The sequence below is a fragment of the Methanomassiliicoccales archaeon genome (assembly GCA_036504055.1).
Taxonomy (GTDB): Archaea; Thermoplasmatota; Thermoplasmata; order Methanomassiliicoccales; family UBA472; genus DASXVU01.
This window is the reverse complement of the sequence record DASXVU010000009.1, coordinates 1-24232: the sequence shown is the minus strand read 5'-3', so window position 1 is coordinate 24232 and position 24232 is coordinate 1. Positions and strand designations below refer to the sequence as shown.

The 24232-nt window shown below is 57.0% G+C and carries 21 protein-coding genes and 1 rRNA gene; 15 read left to right on the top strand and 7 right to left on the bottom strand.

The features are described from left to right. The first annotated feature begins 51 nt into the window (after positions 1-51). A 23S ribosomal RNA gene (locus VGK23_02555) occupies positions 52-2980 on the top strand. Between the two features lie 462 nt (positions 2981-3442). On the opposite strand, the gene VGK23_02550 is transcribed toward VGK23_02555, so the two are convergent. Beyond that, positions 3443-3841: a DUF61 family protein gene (locus VGK23_02550; protein ID HEY3419412.1), complete on the bottom strand. Its 399-nt coding sequence runs from the start codon at positions 3839-3841 to the stop codon at positions 3443-3445. A 135-nt stretch (positions 3842-3976) separates the two neighbouring features. Here VGK23_02550 and nifB point away from each other — a divergent pair, with 135 nt between their 5' ends. From nifB to VGK23_02515, 7 genes are all read left to right on the top strand, one after another. Next, a complete protein-coding gene (nifB, locus tag VGK23_02545; GenBank protein ID HEY3419411.1) occupies positions 3977-5257 on the top strand; it encodes a nitrogenase cofactor biosynthesis protein NifB in 1281 nt (426 codons plus the stop codon). 6 nt (positions 5258-5263) lie between these two features. Beyond that, positions 5264-6898 (top strand): acetolactate synthase large subunit, encoded by a 1635-nt coding sequence (locus VGK23_02540; GenBank protein ID HEY3419410.1) that lies wholly within the window; start codon positions 5264-5266, stop codon positions 6896-6898. 70 nt (positions 6899-6968) lie between these two features. Then, positions 6969-9647 carry an alanine--tRNA ligase gene (alaS, locus tag VGK23_02535; protein HEY3419409.1) on the top strand — a complete coding sequence of 893 codons (2679 nt, stop codon included), beginning with the start codon at positions 6969-6971 and terminating at the stop codon, positions 9645-9647. Positions 9648-9900: 253 nt separating this feature from the next. Beyond that, positions 9901-10614: a 30S ribosomal protein S13 gene (locus VGK23_02530; protein ID HEY3419408.1), complete on the top strand. Its 714-nt coding sequence runs from the start codon at positions 9901-9903 to the stop codon at positions 10612-10614. A gap of 9 nt (positions 10615-10623) precedes the next feature. Beyond that, positions 10624-11358: a 30S ribosomal protein S4 gene (locus VGK23_02525; protein ID HEY3419407.1), complete on the top strand. Its 735-nt coding sequence runs from the start codon at positions 10624-10626 to the stop codon at positions 11356-11358. After that, complete coding sequence (locus VGK23_02520; protein HEY3419406.1) at positions 11359-11742, top strand: 30S ribosomal protein S11; 384 nt, start codon at positions 11359-11361, stop codon at positions 11740-11742. A 12-nt stretch (positions 11743-11754) separates the two neighbouring features. Beyond that, a complete protein-coding gene (locus tag VGK23_02515; GenBank protein ID HEY3419405.1) occupies positions 11755-12597 on the top strand; it encodes a DNA-directed RNA polymerase subunit D in 843 nt (280 codons plus the stop codon). A 40-nt stretch (positions 12598-12637) separates the two neighbouring features. Here VGK23_02515 and VGK23_02510 read toward each other — a convergent pair whose 3' ends face one another. Both VGK23_02510 and VGK23_02505 read right to left on the bottom strand, forming a co-directional pair. Next, positions 12638-16177: a DNA polymerase II large subunit gene (locus VGK23_02510; GenBank protein ID HEY3419404.1), complete on the bottom strand. Its 3540-nt coding sequence runs from the start codon at positions 16175-16177 to the stop codon at positions 12638-12640. Positions 16178-16205: 28 nt separating this feature from the next. Then, positions 16206-17204 carry a GTPase gene (locus tag VGK23_02505; GenBank protein ID HEY3419403.1) on the bottom strand — a complete coding sequence of 333 codons (999 nt, stop codon included), beginning with the start codon at positions 17202-17204 and terminating at the stop codon, positions 16206-16208. A 66-nt stretch (positions 17205-17270) separates the two neighbouring features. Between VGK23_02505 and VGK23_02500 the strand changes: the two genes are divergently transcribed. The 4 genes from VGK23_02500 (at position 17271) to VGK23_02485 (ending at position 19739) form a co-directional block, all read left to right on the top strand. Next, a complete protein-coding gene (locus VGK23_02500) occupies positions 17271-18008 on the top strand; it encodes an NUDIX domain-containing protein (GenBank protein HEY3419402.1) in 738 nt (245 codons plus the stop codon). A 78-nt stretch (positions 18009-18086) separates the two neighbouring features. After that, on the top strand, positions 18087-18695 hold the full coding sequence (locus VGK23_02495; protein HEY3419401.1) for a hypothetical protein: 609 nt from the start codon (positions 18087-18089) through the stop codon (positions 18693-18695). Positions 18696-18774: 79 nt separating this feature from the next. Beyond that, on the top strand, positions 18775-19215 hold the full coding sequence (locus VGK23_02490; protein HEY3419400.1) for an Lrp/AsnC family transcriptional regulator: 441 nt from the start codon (positions 18775-18777) through the stop codon (positions 19213-19215). A 119-nt stretch (positions 19216-19334) separates the two neighbouring features. After that, a complete protein-coding gene (locus VGK23_02485; GenBank protein ID HEY3419399.1) occupies positions 19335-19739 on the top strand; it encodes a cupin domain-containing protein in 405 nt (134 codons plus the stop codon). Between the two features lie 82 nt (positions 19740-19821). Here VGK23_02485 and VGK23_02480 read toward each other — a convergent pair whose 3' ends face one another. From VGK23_02480 to VGK23_02470, 3 genes are all read right to left on the bottom strand, one after another. Continuing rightward, positions 19822-20049: a helix-turn-helix transcriptional regulator gene (locus tag VGK23_02480; GenBank protein ID HEY3419398.1), complete on the bottom strand. Its 228-nt coding sequence runs from the start codon at positions 20047-20049 to the stop codon at positions 19822-19824. After that, positions 20046-20432: a hypothetical protein gene (locus VGK23_02475; protein ID HEY3419397.1), complete on the bottom strand. Its 387-nt coding sequence runs from the start codon at positions 20430-20432 to the stop codon at positions 20046-20048. The genes VGK23_02480 and VGK23_02475 overlap by 4 nt, the downstream gene beginning before the upstream one ends. Positions 20433-20543: 111 nt before the next feature. Then, complete coding sequence (locus VGK23_02470; GenBank protein HEY3419396.1) at positions 20544-21467, bottom strand: 4Fe-4S double cluster binding domain-containing protein; 924 nt, start codon at positions 21465-21467, stop codon at positions 20544-20546. Positions 21468-21557: 90 nt separating this feature from the next. Between VGK23_02470 and VGK23_02465 the strand changes: the two genes are divergently transcribed. The 3 genes from VGK23_02465 to mvk all read left to right on the top strand — a co-directional run bounded on the left by VGK23_02465 (position 21558) and on the right by mvk (position 24003). Then, positions 21558-22196 carry a class I SAM-dependent methyltransferase gene (locus tag VGK23_02465; GenBank protein HEY3419395.1) on the top strand — a complete coding sequence of 213 codons (639 nt, stop codon included), beginning with the start codon at positions 21558-21560 and terminating at the stop codon, positions 22194-22196. A gap of 143 nt (positions 22197-22339) precedes the next feature. After that, positions 22340-22948 (top strand): hypothetical protein, encoded by a 609-nt coding sequence (locus VGK23_02460; protein ID HEY3419394.1) that lies wholly within the window; start codon positions 22340-22342, stop codon positions 22946-22948. Between the two features lie 92 nt (positions 22949-23040). Then, entirely contained in the window at positions 23041-24003 is a 963-nt protein-coding gene (mvk, locus tag VGK23_02455) for a mevalonate kinase (GenBank protein HEY3419393.1), read from the top strand. A gap of 26 nt (positions 24004-24029) precedes the next feature. Here the strand turns inward: mvk and VGK23_02450 are convergent. Next, on the bottom strand, positions 24030-24232 hold a 203-nt coding region (locus VGK23_02450; protein ID HEY3419392.1), incomplete at its 5' end, for an NAD(P)/FAD-dependent oxidoreductase.

The window sequence follows — 24232 nt, the reverse complement described above, 5'->3', positions numbered from 1 at the left end:
GATTACCAATCATACGCAACCTGGACGTGTGTTAAGCCGACAGTAAATTAGATAGCGGCGTATTGCTACGCCGATTGGGGAATGGCTCGGCTCGAGCGCCGAAGAAGGTCGTGTCAAGCTGCGATAAGCGTCGGGTAGGTGCAAGAAGCCTATGATCCGACGATTACCTAATGTGACTTCATATTCTTCGGAATGGTCCTTTACAGGATCGGGAACGCGGGGGATCGAAACATCCTAGTACCCGCAGGAAAAGAAACCAATAGGGATGCCGTTAGTAAAGGCGATCGAAAGCGGCACAGAGCAAACTGAATCCCTCGTAGAAATATGAGGGAGATGTGGTGTTGTGGACTTGGTTACTTCTTAATCGATCAACCAGAAATCTGCTGGAACGCAGTACCATAGAGGGTGATAGTCCCGTACGGATAAGTCGAAAAGAAGCTTGCCAATGTTCCTGAGTAACGTGCGTTGGATATCGCGCGTGAAGCTGGGAAACATTAGTTTCCAACTCTAAATACGTCTCGAGACCGATAGCGCAGTAGTAGCGTGAGTGAAAGCTGAAAAGTACCCTTGACGGGAGGTAAAAAGAGCCTGAAACCAATCGGCTATAAGTTGAGTGTGGCATGGAAGGGATGATGGCGCAAGCCGTACCAGTGTCCACTCGTCCGTTTCGAATAACGGGCCATGGAGTTCTGTTCAATGGCGAGGCTAAGATCTAGAAGATCGGAGCCGGAGGGAAACCAACTAGCCCGCAACCCGCAAGGGTGAGGGGCGAGGTGCGCTCGCCTGGAGTCATTGGAGGGATACCCGAAGCCAGTTGATCTATGCCTGGGTAGATTGAAGCCTTTCGAAAGGAAGGTGGAGGATCGAACCCGTAATGATGTGCAAATCTTTGGGATGACCTGGGCATAGGGATGAAAGGTCAATCAAAGCTGGAAATAGCTGGTTCCTCGTGAAACTAATCGCAGTTAGACCTCGATGGAGGTAGGTTATGTGGTAGAGCACCAATTGGGGGCTTAGGTGACGAAAGTCATCGGTCGCCTGTTGAACTCCGAACTTGTAACCACCGTAGAAGTCGGGAGTGAGGGCCTCTGGGGTAATCTTGGGGTCCATCAGGGAATGCAACCCAGCCAATAATTAAGGTCCCTAAATTCCGGTTAAGTGTAATAACAAAAGGCGTCTGTAGTCGAAGACAACTGGGAGGTGAGCTTAGAAGCAGCCATCCTTTAAAGAAAGCGTAACAGCTCACCAGTCGAGATTATGGGCCCTGAAAATGGACGGGGCTAAACCGGATACCGATATTATTGAGCACCGAAAGGTGATCTGGTAACGAGGTGACATGCATGGGTAGAAGCTAGGCCGTGAGGTCTGGTGGACCGTGTTTGTATAAGGATCATGGTAGGAGTAGCAGCAAAGAACGGTGAGAATCCGTTCCGCCGTAGGGGCCAGGGTTCCTCGGCAATGTTCGTCAGCCGAGGGTTAGCCGATCCTAAACTATTACTTAATCGAAAATAGTGAAAGGGAAACAGGTCAATATTCCTGTGCCGATTAACCTCTGTCTAGTACCTGACGCATCGGGATAATTCGAGCAGTCTTGTCTGGCTGTTCAAGTGTGTAAGCTTAGGAAGAACCGTAATGGTGAGAACTTTGCGAAAGCATGAGTAGGAGGACGAAAGTCCTCTTCGGACGATTCCTGGTGCCCATGAAAACGGTACTAGAGTCAGTTAATCGATCGTACCAAGATCTGACACAGGTGCCCCTAGATGAGAAGTCTAAGGCGTGTCGGCGAGAATTCAGGCGAGGGAATTCGGCAAATTAGCCGCGTAACTTCGGGATAAGCGGTGCCAGCAACGAAGGTTGCTGGTCTCAGTGACCAGGGAGCTCCGACTGTTTAATAAAAACACAGATCACAGCAAGTCCGAAAGGATTAGTATTGTGGTTGAAGCCTGCCCAGTGACGGTATCTCAAACTCGGGTTCAACCGAACGAAGGACCGTTAAACGGCGGGGGTAACTATGACCCTCTTAAGGTAGCGTAATACCTTGTCGCTTAATTGGCGACTTGCATGAAGGCCCAACGAGAGCTCTACTGTCCCCGCCTGGAAGCCGGTGAAACTAATAGTACTGGCGCACAATCCAGTATCTTCCACCTGAAAGCGAAGACCCCATGGAGCTTTACTGCAGCCTGTTGTTGTGGTATGAACCTGATTGTGTAGGGTAGGCGGGAGGCGTTACCCAGGAACCAGCGCTAGCTGGTCTCCGAGCCAACGATGAAACACCGCTCTTTTGGATTTGTATCACTTACTTCGTAAGAAGGACACCTATAGGTGGGCAGTTTGGGTGGGGCGCCACGCGCTCACAAAGGTAACAAGCGCGCCCAAAGGTTAGCTCAGGCAGGTCAGAAATCTGCCGGTGAATGTAAGGGTAAAAGCTAGCTTGACGCCGGTTCGGACAACAAGAATCGGCGATACGAAAGTAGGGCCTAGCGAACCAATCAACCTTCCTAATGGGGGTGATTGATGACAGAAAAGTTACCCTGGGGATAACTGAGTCGTCGCCAGCAAGAGTTCATATCGACCTGGCGGCTTGCTACTTCGCTGTCGGCTCTCCCTATCCTGGTGGTGCAGCAGCTGCCAAGGGTGGGGTTGTTCGCCCATTAAAAGGGATCGTGAGCTGGGTTTAGACCGTCGTGAGACAGGTTTGTTGCTTTTTGGTGGAAGTGTTTTGATGCTTGACGAGAAGGATCCTTTAGTACGAGAGGAACGGGGATCCGGTGCCTCTAGTTCATCAGTTGTCTGACAAGGCATTGCTGAGCAGCCACGCACTAGTTGATAAGAGCTGAACGCATCTAAGCTCGAAGTAACCTTGGAAAAGAAGCATCTTAGGACGCTCGTAAATGACGAGTTTGATAGAATCGGGATGTAAGTATCGAGGTTCGCCGAGGTATTCAGTCCGCGATAACTAATGTCCATTAGCCGCTATCACTGTCCGCTTACCAGCAATGGTAGGCTTTGGCTTAGCCGTTACACAGGTTGCGTATATCTAACTCTTCCAAAAAATCAATTTCTTTCAATTTTTGAACAATGTTTGAAGATCAGTGGAATCGTTATTCGAATTCTGCAAAGTTTTGAATGTGATTGATTTTTCCTGAGACAGTAATATTCTCGTGCAGTCAACAGGTGGGACCGCACGATTTGCGTATGATATCTTCCATTAGCATAATCGATTATCTTTTTTTCTTGAAGATCTGATGGATGAGCGATAGCGCTGCCCACAGTTTTGAGGTTAAGCCGGGCTCTGATAAGATCGAAAGGATCGGATTTCCGACGGTCAAAGGTTCCAGTACTATCAACAGGTGGAGAACCAGTTGCGTATCGGCATCTTCCATGCATGAATTTCTGATACTTTTCTGAGATCAACGGGTTTGAGCGGCAGCTCTAGGCCCGATCAAGGCATGTACATCGCATTTGTCGCTGTAGGAAATTGTCTTCTCAGATCGTTCAATTGCGGGTAGAAGATGATGATCTCGTCCGGTTTCTCCGGTTCCCGGTTGATCAAACGGGATATTAACCGGGTCTCAGCCTTGCCGATGACCTTCCAATATCCGTTCCCGTAGCTGGTGTCGGTCATAAGCAGGATCGGGATCTTTATCCGTTCAAGGTCCCATGGGTCAGCGCAGGACGCCAATTTCTTGAGCTCGTCCTTGGACACCTTGTATTTCCTGCCATCCTTGCCCTCATAGAATGGATCATTCTCATAGAGCATAGCGGCGAGCGATCTCCGTTTTGGAGGGATGTGCTCGTTCATATTGCGGATGAGCCTCTCCATCACCCTTTCGTCCAACATCCGTCCAAAACAATCACGGCCTAGTAGATTAATCTCTCCTACAGTGCCACGAAGCCCTGGAAATAGAGGTCCAGATGTATCGTAACAATTGACGATAGTATTCAATATCCCGCGTTCCAATGCGGTCGGGAGCATATGGAAGATAAGATATCCAACGAGCTTAGAGCGATACTGGATACGCACCCGTGCTATTCGGAGAAGGCCCACACGAAGTTTGCCCGCATGCACCTTCCAGTGGCTCCACGGTGCAACATCCAATGCAACTACTGTAATCGTAAGTATGACTGCACCAACGAATCGAGGCCTGGGGTCACCAGCGAGGTGCTTTCCGCTGAGCAGGCGGTGGAAAAGATACGCTATGTCAAAGAGCGCATCCCATATCTGAGCGTCATCGGCATCGCCGGACCCGGAGACCCGCTGGCCAATGAGGAGACGTTCAAGACCCTGGAGCTCGTGGGCAGGGCATTTCCGGAGCTGACGCTGTGCCTGAGCACCAACGGGCTGATGCTGCCGTCAACGGTCGACCGGCTGAAGGAGCTGGGGATCAAGTTCATCACGGTAACTGTCAACGCCGTCGACCCCAAGGTCGGGGCGAAGATATACGATTTCGTAGTGTGGGAGGGAAATACCCTCCGGGGCGAGGAGGCCGCGGCCAAACTGATCGAGAAGCAGATGGAGGGCATCAAGAAAGCCGTAGCCGCCGGTATGCTGGTCAAGATCAACACGGTCATGGTCGCAGGCGTCAACGACGATCACATTCCCGAGGTTGCCCGAAAGGTCAAGGCACTTGGGGCCTACGTCGTGAACATAATCCCTATGATACCGGTGCCGGGCACCAAGTTCGCCGAGATAAAGGCCCCGACCCCCGAACAACGTAAGAAGTTGCAGGACCTATGCGAACCAGACATCAAACAGATGAGGCATTGTCGTTTCTGTCGTGCGGATGCCATCGGACTGCTGGGCGAGGACCGTTCCGCTGAGTTCGCACATTATTCGTGCCAGGCCCGGGATATGCCGGTCAAGGGGGCCATTCAGATCCAGATGCAAGGTAACAACGTATACAAGGTCGCTGTGGCCACACTTACCGGAGAGAATGTGGACCTTCATTTCGGCCAGGCCAAGAAATTCTACGTATTTCGGGTGGAAGGGACGAACATTACGGAGTCAGACCCGATCTCGGTGGATCCAGTGCCGAACGTGGCGATGCTGGGGGACGCGCACAAGGGAAAGCTGGAGATGTTGGCAGAGGCGCTCCGGGGTTGCGATGTGGTGATCTCGGTGAGCATCGGCACCCCGGCCAAGGAATATCTGAAGGAAGAAGGGATACAATCCTACACTGCCAAGGGCCCGGTCAGGGCGGCGGTCAGAGAGTCGGTGGACTCGCTCTTCCAGGATCGGGCGAACACGTTCGAGTGAGGCGAGATGAAAGCTTCCAAGGTGTTGGTCAGCAGCCTGGAGAATGAGGGTGTGCAGTGCGTCTTCGGCATCCCAGGGGAGGAGAACATGGACACCATGGACGCCTTGGCAGACTCATCCATCCAGTTCATCCTGACCAAGCACGAGAACTCGGCCGCATACATGGCCGGAGTACAGGCCCGGCTTACCAACCAGCCAGGGGTCTGTCTGTCCACCCTCGGCCCGGGGGCCACCAACATGGTGAACGGCGTCGCGGACGCGTTCCTGAGCAATCTGCCGCTGATCGCGTTGTGCGGCCAGGCGGGGCAGAATCGGATGGACCCGCCCCAGAAACAGGTCGTCGACCTGATCAGTCTTTATAGGCCAGTAACCAAGGATTCGTTCGGTGTCCGAGCTCCCTCGACAGTGCCCATGCTGGTGCGTAAGGCATTCGACACCGCCCGCCGGGAAAGGCCGGGGCCGGTGATGCTCGAGCTGCCCGAGGACATCATGAAACAGGATTGCTCCGAGGCGCCGATACCGGTCTGCCCAATCATACGGGCCAGACATGAATCATCGGCGTTGACGCGCATAGCGGAGGTGCTTAACCGGGCAGAACGGCCGCTGATCCTTGCTGGGCATGGCGTGGTCCGCGCCGACGCAGGGAAGGAGCTAAAGGCGTTCGCTCGCTCGTGGAACATACCGGTGGCGCACACCTGGATGGGTTCCGGTGTGATGCCGTTCGACGACCCCCTCTCACTCAACACCGTCGGGATGCGCAATTTCGATACGGCCATATCCGCTTTCGAGGACGCGGACGTGATCGTGCTTGCAGGATACGATCCTCCAGAGTTCCAACCGCAGTTCTGGAACGTCGGTAGGCCGAAGACCATAGTCTACGTGGGCGAATCCCCGGTCGGTTACGCGCACAACCTGAACGTCAACATCCAGGTGCTGGGCGGCCTGAAGTACATGCTGAAGTCGCTCTACCGGATCGGGGTGCCGAAGCGCAGCTGGGTCTCGGACATTCGGGACCGGCTTTGGGAAGAGCTGAGTTCCGTCCATCCTGACGGAGCCGGGATGAACCCGAAGAACGCGGTCAAGGCGGTCAGGGAGGTGATGGGGCTGGGCGACATCGTCGTTCCCGACGTCGGCGCCCATCTCATATGGTTCGCGCGTAACTACCCGGTCCGCAGGGAGAACACACTGCTCTTGCCGAACGGCCTGATCACGATGGGGGTAGGCGTACCGGGTGCATTGGCGGCAAAGATGTGCCGTCCGGAAAGGGACGTGGTGGCGGTCGTTGGGGATGCTGGCTTCATGATGACATCAGCGGAGCTGGAAACCGCCAAGAGGCTCGGGGTGAACTTCGTCACGATAATCTTCAACGACTCCGGTCTCGGGCTGATCAAGGTGAAGATGAAGAGGAGCTTCGGCCGGGACTACGGCTGCGACTTCACCAACCCGGATTTCGTCAAATATGCGGAGTCGTTCGGAGCCAAGGGCTACCTTGTGGAAAGGGCGGACGAGCTGAAGGAAACGCTGAAGCGCTGCCTCAAGAACAAGGAATTGGCGGTCATCGACGCCAGGGTGGACTACTCCGGCAACGACGAGCTGTTCCGCCCTTCTTCCAAGGAAGGAAAAGGACGCCAGGAAGCGTAGATCCGGTCATCCGTCTTGGCCTGACCCACAGTGAATAAAGTTCATATAAGAACCGTCTCATAATGCGGCGATGACCGCTTCAGAGTTCGATCTCAAGTTCTTCCTGGACAATGGATTTATCAGGAAGCAATGCCCCAAGTGCGGGCGTCATTTCTGGAGCCTCGGCGATTGGCCTTCCTGCGGGGAGCCGCCGTGCGAGGAATACACATTCATAGGCAACTCTCCGATGAACAAGGTCCTGACCCTCCACGAGACCAGGGAGGCCTACCTGGGATTCATGGAACAGAACGGTCATGGGCGGGTCAAGCGCTACCCGATAGTGGCCCGCTGGAGGGACGATGTCTTCTTCACCCAGGCATCCATCTACGATTTCCAGCCATGGGTGCTGAACGGGGTCATCGATCCGCCGGCCAACCCGCTCACCATCTCCCAGACCTGCGTCCGGTTCAATGACATCGACAACGTCGGAAAGACCGGCAGGCACTTCACCTTCTTCGAGATGTGCGCGCACCATGCCTTCAACAAGGAGGGCAAGGAGATATATTTCAAGGACCGGACGGTCGAGCTGTGCCACCGGTTCTTCGCCGAGAGCCTGGGCACCGACCCGAAGAAGATGCGCTACATCGAGGAGTGGTGGGAGGGCGGTGGAAACGCCGGTCCCTGCGTAGAGGTCATTCTGGACGGCGTCGAGGTCGCTACGCTCGTATTCATGATGTACCGGGACACGCCCGAGGGCCGCAAGCCGATGAACATGACCGTGGTCGATACCGGCTACGGGCTGGAGCGCATCTGCTGGGTCTCCCAGGGCAAGTCGTCCGCGTATGAGGCGGTGTTCGGACCGGTCCTGCAGGACCTGAAGGACATCGTGGGCGTCACGTCCGATTCGCCGGTGCTCACCGAGTACAGCAAGGTGGCCGGCGCCACCAACATGAAGACCGCCGCCGACGTCCGGCGCATCCGTGAGATGACGGCCGCAAGGATCGGGATCAGCTATGAGGAGCTGATGAAGATAGTGACGCCGCTGGAGGACATCTACGTGGTCTGCGACCATTCGCGGGCGTTGATGATGCTCCTGAACGACGGCGTGGTTCCGTCGAACGTCCGCGAAGGCTATTTCGCCCGGATGCTGGTGCGCCGCGCGCTCCGTTCGATCCGGACGCTGGGCATCGATGTCAGGCTGGCCGACATGGTCAGCAAGCAGATCGATTACTTCGGGCCGATATTCCCCGAGCTGTACGCGAACCGCGAAGACATCATGAACCTGGTGCAGGTCGAGGAAGGCCGGTACTATGAGACGTTGGGACGCGGCAAGCAGCTGGTGTCCCGGATGACCAAGGACCTGAAGCCCGGGGAGAAGCTGGCCATCGACAAGCTCATAGACCTCTATGACTCGCATGGGCTGAATCCGGAGATCGCCAAGGAGTTCGCTCCCGACCAGATCGATGTCCCGGACAACTTCTATATGCAGGTCGCCAAGAAGCACGAGAAGCCCGAGGCTGAAACGGTCAGGAAGGAGGAGTTCCCGGAGAGCATGCCCAACACCCGCATGCTCTACTACGAGGACGCTGAGCTGACCGAGTTCGAGGGCAAGGTCATCGCCATCTACAACGGCGGCATCGTGCTGGACCAGACCGCCTTCTATCCGGAGGGCGGCGGCCAGGAATGGGACCTGGGCGTTCTCAACGGCCACAAGGTCACAAAGGTGATCAAGGCCAAGACCGCCATCATGCACTTCATCGACGGACCGACGCCGAAGATCGGCGAGACGGTCAAGGGACACATAGACAAGGAAAGGCGTCTCCAGCTGATGCGGCACCATACCGCCGCGCACCTGATCAACGGCTGCGCCCGGAGCCTGTTCGGGAACCATGTGTGGCAGGCGGGGGCGCACAAGGCGGTCGAGGAAGCGCGTCTGGACATCACCCACTTCGAGAACCTCAGCGTGCAGCAGCGCGACCAGCTGGAACGCGACGTGAACAAGGTGGTCCTGGAGGACCTGAGGATCAACATCGGGTTCATGCAGAGGGACGTGGCGGAGAGGCTGCACGGCTACCGGCTCTATCAGGGAGGGGCGGTCCCGGGCAAGATCATCCGGGTGGTGGAGGTCGTCGGACTGGATGCAGAGGCATGCGGCGGGCTGCATTGCAGCCACACCGGCATGGTCGGTCCGGTCCGGATACGTCGGACGCACAGGATCCAGGATGGCATAGTCAGGATCGAGTACACCGCCGGCATGGCCGCGGTAAGGGAGATCCAGAAGGACAAGGACATCGTGGAGGACCTGGTCGAGCGGCTGAACACCACCCCGGACAAGATCGCCGAGAGCGTGGACCGGCTGAACGCCGACCTGAGGGACCAGAAGAAGCGCATGGACCAGTTCGCCGGCGTGTACACCGAGATGAAGGCGAAGCAGCTGGCATCGGCGGCCGTCATGCTCGGGGACACGCGCGTCGTGGTGCACATCGCCGAGGGCGAGGAGGACCCAGAGCAGCTGTCCAAGATCCTTTCTGGCATGAGCAACGTCATCGCCGTCATCGGGGTCAAGGAGAAGAGCGCCAAGGTGTTCGTCTCCAAGAGCGCCGACGTCGATGTCGACTGCCGTGCGGCACTGAAGGAGATCATGAAGCTGGTCGGCGGGGGCGGCGGCGGGAAGAAGGAATATGCCACTGGCGGAGGCGGAGATCCGGAGAGGCTGCACGACACGTTCGACAAGGTGCCAGAGATCCTGCGCACCATGTGCCGGAAATGAGCTCCAGCAAATATTCCTGTCCCCTCCCAGGACGTTCGTGTCCTGGGAAACCTTATATACGACCGATATCTTGACTGAGTCCTACCAGAGCACCTAATGTGCTCGGAGCGGTCGCTCCTGAGAGCGATCGGTTCCCGGACTGGACCCCTATCCAGAGATGGGAACTGTACCCGGCGCGTTTGAGCGTCGTGGAGATACTCCAAAGAGGGGAGATTCAGAATCATTGGATCTGCAGTACACCGGAGGAATACCTTTGGCTGACAAGGAAAAAGAACCAAAGACCGAAGAGTCGCAAAAGGCCGAGAAGCCCCAGAAGGAAGAGAAGAAGGGCAAGGAAGGCCATAAGAAGGATGATAAGGCCCCGAAGGCGGAAGTCGTCGAGAAGAAGGAGCCGACCAAGGCCATCATCAAGCATGAGAATGCCAATTTCAAATACATCGTCCGTATCGTCAACACCGACCTGGACGGGGAGAAGACGGTCATCATCGCCATTCAGGGAGTGAAGGGCGTCGGTAACCGGGTCGCCGATATCATCGTCAAGAAGGCGAACGTCCCCAGGAACGAGAAGATCGGTAACATCAGCGACGAGAAGATCGAAGAGATGGAGAACCTCATCTCCACCTACGCCGATTTCGCGCCCACATGGGCCATCAACCGGCAGAACGACCTCGAGACCGGTGACGACATGCACGTGGTCGGCATCGACCAGGACGTCATGCTGAAGGACGATATCAACCGCATGAAGATGATCAAGACCTACCGCGGCGTAAGGCACGAGACGGGCCAGAAGGTCCGTGGCCAGCGCACTAGGTCGAACGGAAGGACCGGACTTACCCTCGGTGTCATGAGGCAGCGGCTCCAACAGGGAGGCGGCAGCGAGGACAAGGGCGACAAGGGCGAGAAGAAGTCGGCACCATCAGCCGCCCAATCGGCAGCCGCAGCAGCGCCGAAGGAAGTCAAGAAATAAGGTGTTACTATGGGAGACCCTAAATTTCCACGCAAGGCCTTTAACACGCCCTCCCACCCGTGGCAGGGCGAGCGCATCAAGGAAGAGGCCATCGTTGTCAAGGAGTACGGCCTGAAGAACAAGAGGGAGCTTTGGAAGGCAAAGACCCAGGTCAGGAACCTGAGGAAGCAGTCCAGGGACCTCCAGGCCCGGACCAGGACCGGCGAGGAGCAGGCCAAGCTTGAGGCCAGGAACCTGCTGACCAGCTGCGCCAGGATAGGCCTCCTGCCGATGGAGGGCGCCACCCTCGACGATGTGCTCGGTCTACAGACCAAGTCCATGCTCGAGCGCCGGCTCCAGACCATCGTGATGCGCAAGGGATTCGCCATCACCCCCGGTCAGGCACGCCAGTTCATCATCCACGGACACGTGGCCATCGACGACCGCAAGGTCACCATACCGGGCTACATAGTGACCCGCGGGGAAGAGGACAAGATCGTCATCAACCCACGCTCGCCCATCGCCAACGACACCCACCCGCTGCGCATCTCGCAGCAGGAAGCCCTGGAGCTGCGCGCCAAGAAGCCCAAGAGGGAGCCGCAGTTCGAGGACCGGAGAGGCGGCAAGTTCGGAGGCAGGGGCGGAGGCGGCTTCGGCAAGCCGAAGTTCGTCAAGAAGGTCCCGAGGGAGGCAGCCGTCGCAGCCGCAACGGTCAACGCGCCGGCCGTCCCGCTCGACCTACCAGAGGACAAGGGGGTACAGTAAATGGGCAAATGGGGCATAGCCAACGTCTTCGCGAGCTACAACAACATAATAATAACGCTCACGGACATAACCGGTGCAGAGACCATAACCAAGGCCACTGGCGGTATGGTCGTGAAGCAGGCCAAGGACGAATCCTCGCCGTACGCGGCCATGAGGGCAGCGGAGAGGGTCGCCGAGATCGCCAAGGAGAAGGGCATCGAGGGCATACACGTCAAGGTGCGCGCTCCTGGTGGAAACAAGTCCGCCTCGCCCGGTCCGGGCGCTCAGGCAGCGATCCGGGCACTGGCCCGTGCCGGCATGAAGATCGGCCGCATCGAGGATGTCACTCCGGTCCCGCATGATGGCACCAAGAAGAAGGGTGGCCGCAGGGGAAGAAGGGTGTAAGAGGTTCCAAACATGGACGTGAAGATAATCGAGATGACCGAACACCAGGCCAAGTTCCTGGTCTCGGACTCCAGCCCGGAGGAGGCCAACGCACTCCGCCGGGTGCTCATCTCCGAGATCCCGAAGATGGCCATCGAGACTGTGGAGTTCCACCTCGGACCGATACGGGACGAGGAAGGGAACGAGTTCGAGAGCGTCAGCCCCCTGTTCGACGAGATCGTGTCGCACCGGCTGGGTCTCGTGCCGATCCCCTCCGATCCAAGCCTGTTCGTGCCCAAGGACGCCTGTACATGCGCCGGGGAAGGATGTCCGAGCTGCACCATCATGTACTCCCTCAACAAGAAGGGACCGTGCGAAGTGTACTCAGGCGACCTGGAGCCGCTCGGTTCCGAAGATTACCGGGTCAAGGACCAGCTCATCCCGATCGTGAGGTTGGGGGCCGGGCAGGCCATCCTGGTATATGCCTCGGCCGAACTGGGCATCGGAAAGAAGCATGCCAAGTGGCAAGCCACCTCGGGTGTCGGCTACAAGTACCTGCCAAGCGTCAAGATCGACATGTCCAAGTGCGACAATGGCGGGGCATGCATCGATGTCTGCCCGAAGAAGATCTTCACCAAGAAGGACGGCAAGGTCACGGTCGAGAACGAGGTCTCTTGCACCATGTGCATGGCCTGCGTCGACGTATGCAAGAACAACCAGGCGGTCAAGGTCGAAGGGGACAAGAGCAAGTTCGTGTTCGAGTTCGAAACGGACGGTTCGGTCACCGCCAAGCAGGCACTGGTGAAGGCGCTCGCGATCCTGGAACAGAAGTTCGAGGATTTCCGCGAGCTCGTCTCCACCTTGGAAGCGGCCTAAACCATTCAAACCCCATTTTCCTCATTTTTTCTGGATACTCTCAATCATCCAGCCTGGGGCTTTCGTCCGTTTCCTCCGGCTCCTCTGCGGAGAAATCGTCGATGCTCTCCTCCGATGCCGGCTCCGCCTCGCAGCCAGCCCCGTCATAGATGTCCAGGGAGCAGACCATGTTCGACTTCTTCTTGCCCTTCAGCTTGGCGTTCTCCTTCTCCAGGATGAAGTCGTCGATCGAGATTTCCTCGTCGTCGATCTCCCCGCCGAACATCGACTGGATCGAGCTCTCCATCAATCCGATGCGCTGCCTGGTGTAGTTCGGGAGGCCATATTCCTTGCCGATCAGCTTGGTGATCCTGAGATATTTCTTGACGCTGCCCTCGGCCACCGTCATGGTCAGGTTGTTGCCGCAATAGCACCGGCCGGTCAGCGGAACCCGGCGGTAGATGTGTCCGCATTTGGTGCAGCGGACCTTCTGTCCGGAGAACGCGCCCAGGTTGCCGATGAGGTCGGGCATGAAATGCTTGGTGACGATGCGGTGTGCCACATCCATCTTGTCTATCGCCCTGATCTCCTTGGCCAGCACGAACTGGGCCTGGAGCTTGTTCATCATCGATCCGAGCGTCTTGTAGGCGCTGAAGACCGGACCTTCGGCGATATCGTTGGTGTCATGGGTGTATCCGAATCCCTCGTATTGCAGCAATGATTTGATGCGCCCGCCGACCAGGTCCATGCTGTCCTGGACCTCCTTCGGGGCCTTCATGGCCATGGTTGCCTCGTAGAACGCCAGGGGGTATTCCCAGAGCACGTCCACGTTGTGCGCCTCCTTGTCGATCTCGTTCGGGTCGAGCCTGGTGGCCAGCACCAGCGGGGCGTCCATTAGGCCGCCGCGGGAATCCGGAAGGTACTCCCGGGAGAAGTTCAGGAGGCCGTCCAGCAGCAATGAGACGCTGTCCTCGTCCCCGTCCGCGTTACGTCTCTTGGCAGCATGGAAGAACGGATGCCCATAGCATACGTGGGCCTCGGTGAACCCGATGATGCGGCACAGGATGCCGCCGGAGGTGTGCGGGGCCAGGCCGATCGCCAACGCTCCGATCAGGTCCTCCCTGGTCCGGGCGTTGTAATAGCGGGGCTGGCCATAGAACTTCTCCAGCTCGTCGTCCACGAAATCGGCGACCTTCACCAGGTAATCGCCGCAGACCTTCGCCGGGACGATGTCCTGGACCCTCAGCTCGCAGACCTGTTCCCCGTCGGTCAGCGGATAGCCGTGTGCGTCACGGTCATATCCGAGCAGCTTCGCCCTCTCCAGCGAAAGACCGATCTCCCGCGGGCGGAAGTGGGTCAGGGGCACGTCGGTCATGTCGTAACGGATGGTGCCGTCCTTGTTCACATGGATTCCATGTTTCCACCTGAGGATGCCTTTCTCCAGCGGTTCCGGGGTGCGGTTCTTGGAGATCAGCCCGATCACTCCCTTCAACTTCTCTGGCATCGGTTCGTTGACCCTTTCGGCAGCCTTCTCCAGCAGTTCGTCCACCGGGATGGATTGGACCTGCGGCTTCTCACGCGGGACGGTATGGGCGCCGCAGTCGCAACGGCAGAGTATGGTGTTGGCACCGCATTCCGGGCACACCCGCACACCGACCGATGCGTTGACCGCTCCCGCCTTCTTCCTTGAGTATGTTCTTCCGTTCTCGTCCCTCTTCTCCGACTGGGCCGAGCGGGCGACCGTGTCGATGAACCGCTGGGCTCCTCCGGCAGTCCCCACTGGGAACAATGCATGGGGGGGCGGGCTGAGCAGCCTTTCCTTGGCCTTCTCCGGACGCGCCATCCTGGTGCCGATGCGGGTCACGGCCCTGGCCCTCACGGTCACGCCCATGGCGGCGGAAACGGCGTCCAGGGAGCTCTCCCCGGCCAGTTCTGACCTGGCCACCACCCTCTCGCCCTCCACGCCCAGCCCCAGTCCGGCCAGGAGCGGCATGGCGTACCTGGTGAGGATAAGGTCATCGCCGTAGACCGTATGCAATGCGCCCAGGTTCTCTATGGTGCGTTTCGTGCCCGGCTCGATGCGAACTGCCAGGGACCGGTTGATCCATTTGCCCTCCCTGAGGAGGTGTTCGCGCAGAGCCGCCAGTTCCTGGACCTTGATGTCATACCAGAAGAGGTTGTATTTCGGATGGAGCGGGACCCGGTACTTCTTGGATATCTCCAGCGCCCTCTCGAACGTGGGCGGGTCCAGCCAGTCATCGGGAAGCTGCCATTCGCTCGCCGCCAGGAGCTCCTGTTTATACCATTCGATGGCATAATCGCCCTGTACCAGGACGTGGTTGTTCTCCACGAACTCTCCGAACGGGAGAAGGACCTCCCCCAGATCGACGATCTCCACGATCTCTGTCTTTACCGCGTCGGCCTCGGCCATGGTGTTCGCCTGGATAAGGTCGCCGCTCTTGAGCAGAAGGATCGGTCCTTCGATCGAATCGCACGGGGTGATCGCCCCCGCTTTCCCCGGCCGCTCGATCTTGATCTGGGTGCCGATGGCCAGGAAGTCATCCACCGCCCTCATGGTGGCCGGGCTAACGGCCAGTGCGGCCAGTCCGGTCGTCCTTCCCCTGCCGTATCGCAGCCGCAGCCCGCCGGGCCGTGACGGATGGCTCAGCACCGGACGGCCAGCCAGCATGTCCTTGAGGTACTTGTAGTCCGGCTTTACCTTGTTGTCGCCCTTCTCTCCGGAACCTTTCTTCATCTTGTTGTACTCGGAGATGAAGTCCCAACCGTCCATCTTGAGGTTCTTGACATGCTTTTCCAGCTTCGGTGCCTTCAGGCAAAGGCCTTCCGATATGACCAGCGCCACGCCTCCCCGGACGGCGTTGGTCCCGATGCGTGGCAGATCGCGGAAGCCGGAGATCTCGGCATCCTCGGTCTTCTCTCCGTCCACGCAAACTGGGCAGTTCTTGTAGATGAGCTCGATCTCCTCGTTCGACGGCAGATACTGGAGATGCTGCTTCATCTTGTAGAGTGGGATCTCCTCCTTCAGGCGTTCCACCTCCTGGAAGGTGGGTATGTACCTGCCGATGCCGAACTCTCTGCGAACGACGTCCGCTATCAGGACGCTCATTGCCTGGCCGGTGCCTCCCGCCGCCCTGATGGGTCCGTTAAAGAAAACAGAAACGTACTCGGTGCCGTCGCCATTGGTCCCGATCTTGACCGCCCCGATGCCGACTATCGGCGCCACCAGGATGCCCTCGGTCAGCACCGAAAGTCCCACCCGCACCGCCCGGTCGAGCGCCTCCTCCCGGGTCTTGGCCGGGAACTTGGCCACCTCCTTGGCCACCAGCAGCGAGACCTCCTCCCGGCTTTCGTGGGTGAGGCTCAGCTCCCGTATGCGGTCGGCCACACCCTCCACGTGCCAGTCGGACAGCTGCTGTTCCACCCGGGCTGCCAGGTCCTCGGCCTGGGGTATCTCCACGAACGTTTCTGGATCATAGCCCTGCTGACGCGCAAGCTTCGCTATCTCATAACAACGGTCGTTCTCGCGGTACATGTCTTGGAAGTACCGCTTCATGTTGTCGCTGCAGGCGAGTTCCTTCATCCCGCATCCCCTGAAACAAGAAGTTATTTCACGCCAGCGGTTCCATTGGCATGGCCGCTGCCTCTGTCGATTTAAGGACCCTTACGATCTCATCCCTCAGCTCATCCAAGTTCTCGCCTGCCATGGCGGAGATCTTGATGCGGTCGCTGTCAGTGCGAACGAGGTCGACCTTGTTCTCGACCTCGATCATCGGGATGCCATCGAAGGATTTCTTGATCGATTCCAACAAGTGCAACTGTTTCTCATAGCTGTAACCGGATGTCTCCGACGGGTCGAGCACAAAGACTATGACATCGGCCAGATGCTTCAATGCCAGGACGGCCTGGAGCTCGATCTCGTTTCGGTCCTCCAGGGGGCGGTCCAACAACCCCGGAGTATCTATGATCTGGAACTTTCTCCATCCCTTCTCGAAATGACCAACGCCGATGCCCTGTGTGGTGAAGGGGTAGGCTGCGATCTGCGGCTTTGCGGTGCTGATCCTGTCCACCAACTGGCTCTTGCCTACATTGGGGAAACCGGCTATCACCACCGCCGGCATCGAGTTGTCGAAGTCCGGGACCTTGCGGAGCTCCTCGCGGGCCATCTGAAGGAATTTCAGGTCCTTGTCTATCCTCTTCAGGACGGACGAAATGCGGCCATAGTACTGCTTGCGCTCATTGTCCATCGAGTCCAGATCGGTCGCTCGGCGCACCTTTCCGGTGTACTCCCTCTGTAGCTCGCTCACCTTCTGGGCTGCCCATTCTAGTTTGGACAACGCCTTCTTCAGCTCATCGACGCCGATCAGGACGTTTATGAGCTCGGCAACGAACTCGTTCCGGTCGTTCAGCGATGGGAATGCCCGATTGTACTTTATGAGAATGGTAGAGATGATGTCCGCTGTGGCCATGATGCGGGCCCCGGACTTGCGCTGGATCATGTCGAACTTGGAATCTCCCTCCGCATCGATCTTGACCGCCCTGCGGAACGCCTTGTCTAGGATCTCATCGGCGTCCATTATGGTGGGTATCCTCTTTCTTAGGTTCAACACAAAAGATTCCTAAAGCGAAGGGTGGTATTAATCTATGTCTCAATACAGTCCGGGAGGTGCATCCATATGTCACTAGAGACCGATTGCGAAATCAAGCTCAAAAAGGACGGCGAGACGGTAATCGACGCCCGCCGGGCGTCATTTCTGGAAAAGATAATAGAGTTGGGGTCGCTCGACACCGCGACGGAGAGCATCGGCGTGTCGTTGGGAGAGGCCAAGGTTTGGCTTCAATCGATCGATGAGGCCATCGGGGCGAACGCCCTGACCTATGCCTCGGACGGCAAGGTGCTGCTGACCGATGAGGGCAGGTCTATTCTAGATGAGTTCCGGACCCGGTCGAGGATGGCGACCTCCCAGGTCCAAAATATGTGGAAGAAGCCGTGGGTTACCACCGACGGCATTGTGGTGATCGAGGACCAAGTGGTCCTGATCAAAAGAGGGAGGGAGCCGTTCAAGGGCATGTACGCCCTCCCCGGTGGGATCGTCGAATACGGGGAGACCGTCGAGGAGTGTGTCGTCAGGGAGATGGAGGAGGAGACCGGACTGAAGACCGAGGTGTTGGACCTGGTCGGCGTCTATTCCGCCGCCAACAGGGACCCTAGAGGGCATTTCATCACCTTGGCGTTCAATCTAAAGCCCATCTGTGGCCAACTGACCGGAGGGGATGATGCGGCCGAGGCAGTGTTGTTCCCGCTGAAGGAACTGCCGGTGATGGCATCGGACCATCGTGTGATACTTTATGACGCCCTGATGAAAAGGGGTCAATACGGCTCCTCAGTGTTTCAGGACCGCCCCGAGCTCTAAAATGCACGCCAAACACCTGACCGCGGGGGCAGAATCGTAGCTAATCTCTAGTAGCTATTAGTGTTATTCCCCTAGCAGATGGCGAGCATCACCGAGGTTATCATCAGTATCTTCAGTCCGACCAGTGTCGTGGGCGGACTGATATGCATATTCCTGTTGTTCTATATCGACGCCATCATTTTTCCGACAGTGCCGGAGCTGTTCACGGTGGGCATCTTCGCACTGCAGACCCAGATATCGACCCTGGGATTTGGCATCCTGATCCTGATCACCATCGCTGTCTCCGAGGTCCTGGGATTCTGCACCTTGTACTATGTGGTTAGGAAGGTCAGGGTCCCGAAGTTGATCCAAAAAGGCGTGGATAAATTCCAGGCATTCCTCATCTATCCAGATGAAAGGATGATCTTGGTGAACCGGGTCGCCCCCATCCTCCCTTTCATGGGAGCCTTTGCTTCGATGTGTAACTGGAGCCTCAGGAAATCGCTTACTTTTGTCCTCATCGGAGGCATTGCGAAATATGGGCTCATTCTACTGGCCAGCGGGCTCTTCATCGCCTACTGGGACAGTTCTACGGCCACGACCGTTGTGCTGGTCATGGTCATCGTCGTGATAGCACTCTCTTTCGTCGCCTCATACTTCCGTAAAAAGAAGATCATTGGGCAGCGCGGAAAATGCGAGATACCCTGACCATTGGCCATCGAAAGCAAAGCCAGTAGTGGACATATAAGGAAAAGTATTTCTAAAGCGAGGCCACAATCATCCTCCGATGAAGCAGGACGAGTTGGACCGACTCATCCTACAGCTTTTGCAGAAGAATGGAAAGCTGACCAACGAGGAGATCGGTCGCATGCTCCAACGTTCCCCATCGACCATCCGCGACCGGATCAAGGGGATGGAGGAGGACCGGACGATCCTTGGTTATTCGGCGATCGTGGATGAGAGAAGGGTAGGCATATTAGCGGACGCCTATGTCTCGGCCGAGATCGATCCGAAGAAGGAATCGTCGGCGCTGACCGGACTCCTGGAACTCCAAAGCGTTTCGGAGATACTGCATGTCACCGGGGACCGGCGGATCATGTTCCGTATCAAGGCTGCCGACGACAAGGAATTGTTGGCCGTGCTGGACAAGAAGATACAGCCACTCGGGTTCGAGAAGATGGAGATATCCTACGTTATGGACCATCTTATCAGCTATCCAGGCCTATAGGCGGTCGGAATCTCCCAACGTGAATACTGGAAAACACCTTCTTCCCTCAGTTACAAATACCGGGGGCTCTGTCATTTTTCCCCGGGAAACCAAGTCTACGAGATTTTGGTGGAGTAAACATGGTCAAGAAAGGCTTTGTAGGAAACATTGAAAAGGATACGAACAAGAACACCGATTTCCGCCGGGTGATCTATACTGGCAAGTTCAGTCAATTAGTACTCATGACCCTGAAACCAGGGGAGGAGATCGGAATGGAGGTCCACGATACCGTCGACCAATTCTTCCGGTTCGAGGCGGGAGAGGGCAAGGTAATCATCGATGAAGTGGAACACGTGGTCCACGACGGAATGGCAGCGATCGTCCCGTCGGGAGCCTGGCACAACGTGGTCAACACCTCGAAGAAGGATGATCTGAAGCTGTACACCATCTATTCTCCCCCGGAGCACCAGGACAAGGTCGTTCGGCACACCAAGGCGCAGGCATTGGCGGAGCCGGAAGAATACGACGGAAAACCGACCGAGTGATGCAACCAGGTCGGTGCCGGTTCTGAGGGGAAAAACACGGTCTCTGAATAAGGCCATGAATTCCCCGGTCCCGACCTGAACTCTATTTCTTTTTAAAGGCCCCATCCTCTTTCAATTCATCATCGAAAAAGAACAGGTCATCGATCTTGGAATCCAGTGCTTTGGCCACATCATGTGCCAGGCGGAGGGAGGGATTATATTTTCCCCTCTCCAGGAACACGATGGTCTCTCGCCTGACCCCGACCCTGTTTGCCAGGTCCTCCTGGGTCATGTTCAGCCTTGCACGGTTCTCCTTTATGGTGGTCCTCACTCCACATCGCCCTCCCGGCCAAGGTACCAGTTGAATGCCACCATCGATATGACCATGACGATGATCAGTGAACCGACCGCCTGCGGCATTCCGATCTTGTAGCCTCCGCCCATGCCATATACCATTGCCATGAAGCCGATAAGGACCAGAACAGAGTACCATGAGTATGTGGCGGCCCTCGTTCCGATCCTGGCGATCCTCTCGTCCTTAAGGGGCTGGTGCAATCCCAGGAACTCGAAAAGGCCTCCGCCGAAAAGACCGAGACCGGCAAGGATCTCCACCCAAAGGAAACCGTCCAGGGTGTCGTTCAGTATCATCAGGATTCCGCATCCGATCAGGGCGGCCCCGCCGATGTACACGCTGATCGCTCTCGCTTTGGCCATGCTTATGCTCATTATTCCACGCTTCATCATTGTTATGTAATTCTAACAATTAGTGATGTAATTATAACATATCTACTTAAAAGTTATCTATTTCTAACACCTAACGATTTTTCACTTATCGTTATGACTTTCGAGGAGCACTTTCAGATTCCTCGGGAATAGGGAAAGGTCCAGTCCGGAGCAGTCCAGCTTCTCCATGATCTCTTCTGCGTCCTCGTTCTGGTAGTCGCCTTGCAATAGGTAATCGGTCTCCTCTTCGGTATAGACATCCCCATCGACGAATGAATCGAGATGGTCCCGGTCCATTGGACACACCTCTTGGCATCTCATGCATCCGACGATGGCGTTATGGGCGGACGATCCGATCCTCGCTGGAAATCCCTTTTCGGAAGGCATCTCGTTCAAGAACGTCAAACAGCGTTCCGCCCGGATCAGGAACCGGTCCTTGCCTATCGCTCCGGTGGGGCAGGCCCGAAGACATCGATCGCATTCCGAGCATTCAGCCATCACCTCTCTGCTCTGCCAATCGTCAGTTTCCATGTCCATGTCCGTAAAGAATACGGTCAGCCTGTAGAAGCTGCCGAGGTCCTCCACATAGGTTATGTTGTTCTTCCCGTACTTCGCCAGGCCACTCCTGGAGGCCAGCGTCTTATATGGTAAAATGGCCTTTGACACCTTGCCTTCCGGCAGTGCCGCTTCCAATATGGATCTCACTTTTCTGTCAATATCCTTCACGTTCGCATAGGTAGGCGGGACCCGGCACCGTAGCTCCTCGCCTCGGTGAGTGAATGTAATGGTGATTCCAGATGTTGGAACGGCAACGATGAACAGGGACTTTACGGTCGGCGGCATGACTTCCGTCTCGTAGCTGAATTTCGACATGTACAGATCGAAGAATTCCTGGTTCAGCAGACCTTCGTCCTTGAGCGCCTGAATGTCGGCACCGATGTCAACGACCCTCTTCACAGGAACGATCCTCGCCCGCATACCCGCTTCGTTCAGGCGGCGCAATGCCTCCTCTGCCCTGGAATTCATCTGAATGGCGGGAGGGTGGGGGCACGACTTATATTTACTGCCGATCTTGTCCGGTCAGTTGGACAAAACGTCCTGCCATGGTGCATCTAGATGCCCGAAGAACTGAGCCTGGGGCGGCGTTGCCAGATATGGGATGGAGAGTATTCCACCAAAGGTCCTCTATGGAAGGGGGCACCAAGGCAATCGATCGACCTTCCGCCGGGATCGGTCGTCCTCGAGGTCGGTTGCGGCAGCGGGAAGACCGTCTCGGGAATGAGCGGCGTCCGTGTGGTAGGGATCGACATCTCCTCAGTGGCACTTGACATGTGCCGTGCCAGGTATTGTTCGGAGGGCCAGGAGTATGCTCTGGCCGATGCAGGCAATCTCCCGTTCAGGACCGGGACCTTCGACGTGGTCACCTGCTTCCACGTTCTGGAACACCTGTATCGACAGGAGAGGGAAGGATCGGCACGGGACATCGTTCGGGTCCTGAAACCCGGCGGGGAGGTCCGCTTCAAGGCCTTCTCCAGGTCGGACATGCGCTACGGAAGGGGAAAAGAGGTTGAGCCAGGTTCGTTCATCAGGGGCACAGGTGTGCTGACCCATTACTTTCTAGAGGAGGAGGTGCGGGAGCTCTTTGCGGGAATGACGGAGACGTCGTTCGAGGAGATCAGGATCGAGAAGACGATCATGGGTCAGGACGCGCTCAGGTCCCGTCTGAGCTTTGTTTTCAAAAAACCGTGGGAATAAAATGATGCAATAAGCTTAATAACCCTCCTCAGAATCACACAGATAGAAAAAGCCACAACGGGATAATGACCGAGACCAGACGTCCTGTCCGTTCGTTCGGGGGCGTGTTCTGCGGCCCGGTGTAGATCGAGGAGGTTAACGATTTGGCAGCAACATCATCAAAGAAGAAGGTAACCAAGCCAGCAGCAAAGAAGCCAGCCCCCAAGAAGGCCGCCGCCAAGAAGCCGGCCAAGAAGGTGGAGGAGAAGTCCGTGGCAGAGGAGGTCATGGAGCAGGTGCAGGAGCACGAGGAGCACTGCGAGTGCTGCGGTGGCGATGACTATTCCGAGAAGAACGGACCCAGATCCTACGTCCTGCGCGATGTGTGGTATGAGAGCCTGAACGAGGTGATCGCCAAGGAGGACATGCCCGAGGATAACAAGCGCGAGATGCTTTTCCTCACCCTCAGCAATGCCATACTCGACCTGGTAATGGACATCATACCCTCGGATTACGCTAAGGTGGTCGCGGACAACATCGACGACTTCCTATCCGTCACAGTGGTCAACAAAGAGAACAACATCGACCTGCTGGCCAAGTTCAAGGAGGATTTCGTCAAGGAGAAAGGCGACACCTTCGAGGACGATGAGCAGTTACAGGCAGCGCTTGAGGAATTCGAGGAAAAATGGTGGAACGCCAAGCGCAAGGACCTCAAGGGCAAGACCCCCAACGAGGCACTGGAAGAGGCATCGAAGCGCTACGGGATCGCCTGAAGGAACAAACTCCTTTCCAAAATCCCTTCTCATTTTTCTACCTGGCCTTACGGACAATGCTTATTACTGGATTCACCGATGAGGAGGCGTCCATGTCGAAAGGCAAAGGGTTGAGCGTGGTGGCATCGGCGCCGGGCAAGGTCATCCTCCTGGGCGAGCACGCAGTGGTCTTCGGCCAACCGGCCATAGCGGTGGCCATCGATCAGCGGCTGCTCTGTTCCATCACCCCGTCGGACTCGTTCACTCTCAACGGACATCCTTTGAACGAGAGGACCCATGCCTATGTAGGGGTAGCGACCAGCATGTTCTGGAAGGGCGGTCCGCTGGCCATCGAGACCACGTCGGAGTTCCCGTCGGGCTCTGGGTTGGGCTCGTCCGCGGCCGTGTCCGTCGCAGCCTTGGGGGCCATAGAGGCGATGCAGGGGCAGCTTGAGGTAAAGAACGTCGCCCGGAACGCGTTCGAGATCGAATCATTGGTCCAAGGCCGGGCCAGTCCGATCGACACATCGACCAGTGCGCATGGAAAAGGGATATTCGTCAACAATGTCAAGGGCGACGATTTCATATGGGAATTGGCCAAGGACACCAGGCACTGGGACATCCATCATTGCGAAGTGCCGGAGCTGAACCTGGTGGTCGGGTTCACCGGCATATCGGCGGCCACCGGGCCGCTCGTCGCCAAGGTGAAGCGGTTTGCGGACAAGAGCCGGTTCGCCCGCGAGGTCATCGAGGAGATCGGTCAATTGACCATCGAAGGTCGCGAGGCTCTCCGTCACAACGATCCGGTCAAGCTCGGTTCGCTCATGACCCGGGACCAGAAGCTGTTGGCGATCCTCGGTGTATCGTGCCAGGCATTGGACGACCTGATCGACGCCTCCCTCCCGCTGTCCTACGGGGCCAAGCTGACCGGGGCCGGTGGCGGGGGAAGCATGGTGGCGCTCACGGACCGGCCGGACCAGGTGGCCGAGGTGATCAGAAGCAAGGGAGGATATCCCATCAAGGTCAGGACCGGCGTGCCTGGCGTGACAATAGAAACGCCCGATGTCAGAAAATAAAGGAAGAAGGTTATTGGTAAGACGTTTTAGATAAGGTCCTCGAACTCCTTGACCAGCTCGGGGTGCTTGTCCTTGATGGCCTTGAGGATGTTGAACACCGACATCTTGTCCACGCCCGCCGTCGACAGCGTGTCGATGACGCTATCGAGGGTCTTATCGGAAAGGGTCAGGAACTTCTCCTTGGCCATCCAGTTCCGGTACAGCCGCTCCTCCATCTGCTCGCGCCATC

Bases quoted from the DNA above. Each gene is read 5' to 3' on its own strand.
- VGK23_02550 (HEY3419412.1), bottom strand. From the start codon at position 3,841: ATGTTGGACGAAAGGGTGATGGAGAGGCTCATCCGCAATATGAACGAG.
- nifB (HEY3419411.1), top strand. From the start codon at position 3,977: ATGGAAGATAAGATATCCAACGAGCTTAGAGCGATACTGGATACGCAC.
- VGK23_02540 (HEY3419410.1), top strand. From the start codon at position 5,264: ATGAAAGCTTCCAAGGTGTTGGTCAGCAGCCTGGAGAATGAGGGTGTG.
- alaS (HEY3419409.1), top strand. From the start codon at position 6,969: ATGACCGCTTCAGAGTTCGATCTCAAGTTCTTCCTGGACAATGGATTT.
- VGK23_02525 (HEY3419407.1), top strand. From the start codon at position 10,624: ATGGGAGACCCTAAATTTCCACGCAAGGCCTTTAACACGCCCTCCCAC.
- VGK23_02520 (HEY3419406.1), top strand. From the start codon at position 11,359: ATGGGCAAATGGGGCATAGCCAACGTCTTCGCGAGCTACAACAACATA.
- VGK23_02515 (HEY3419405.1), top strand. From the start codon at position 11,755: ATGGACGTGAAGATAATCGAGATGACCGAACACCAGGCCAAGTTCCTG.
- VGK23_02510 (HEY3419404.1), bottom strand. From the start codon at position 16,177: ATGAAGGAACTCGCCTGCAGCGACAACATGAAGCGGTACTTCCAAGAC.
- VGK23_02500 (HEY3419402.1), top strand. From the start codon at position 17,271: ATGTCACTAGAGACCGATTGCGAAATCAAGCTCAAAAAGGACGGCGAG.
- VGK23_02495 (HEY3419401.1), top strand. From the start codon at position 18,087: ATGGCGAGCATCACCGAGGTTATCATCAGTATCTTCAGTCCGACCAGT.
- VGK23_02490 (HEY3419400.1), top strand. From the start codon at position 18,775: ATGAAGCAGGACGAGTTGGACCGACTCATCCTACAGCTTTTGCAGAAG.
- VGK23_02485 (HEY3419399.1), top strand. From the start codon at position 19,335: ATGGTCAAGAAAGGCTTTGTAGGAAACATTGAAAAGGATACGAACAAG.
- VGK23_02475 (HEY3419397.1), bottom strand. From the start codon at position 20,432: ATGGCCAAAGCGAGAGCGATCAGCGTGTACATCGGCGGGGCCGCCCTG.
- VGK23_02470 (HEY3419396.1), bottom strand. From the start codon at position 21,467: ATGAATTCCAGGGCAGAGGAGGCATTGCGCCGCCTGAACGAAGCGGGT.
- VGK23_02465 (HEY3419395.1), top strand. From the start codon at position 21,558: ATGCCCGAAGAACTGAGCCTGGGGCGGCGTTGCCAGATATGGGATGGA.
- mvk (HEY3419393.1), top strand. From the start codon at position 23,041: ATGTCGAAAGGCAAAGGGTTGAGCGTGGTGGCATCGGCGCCGGGCAAG.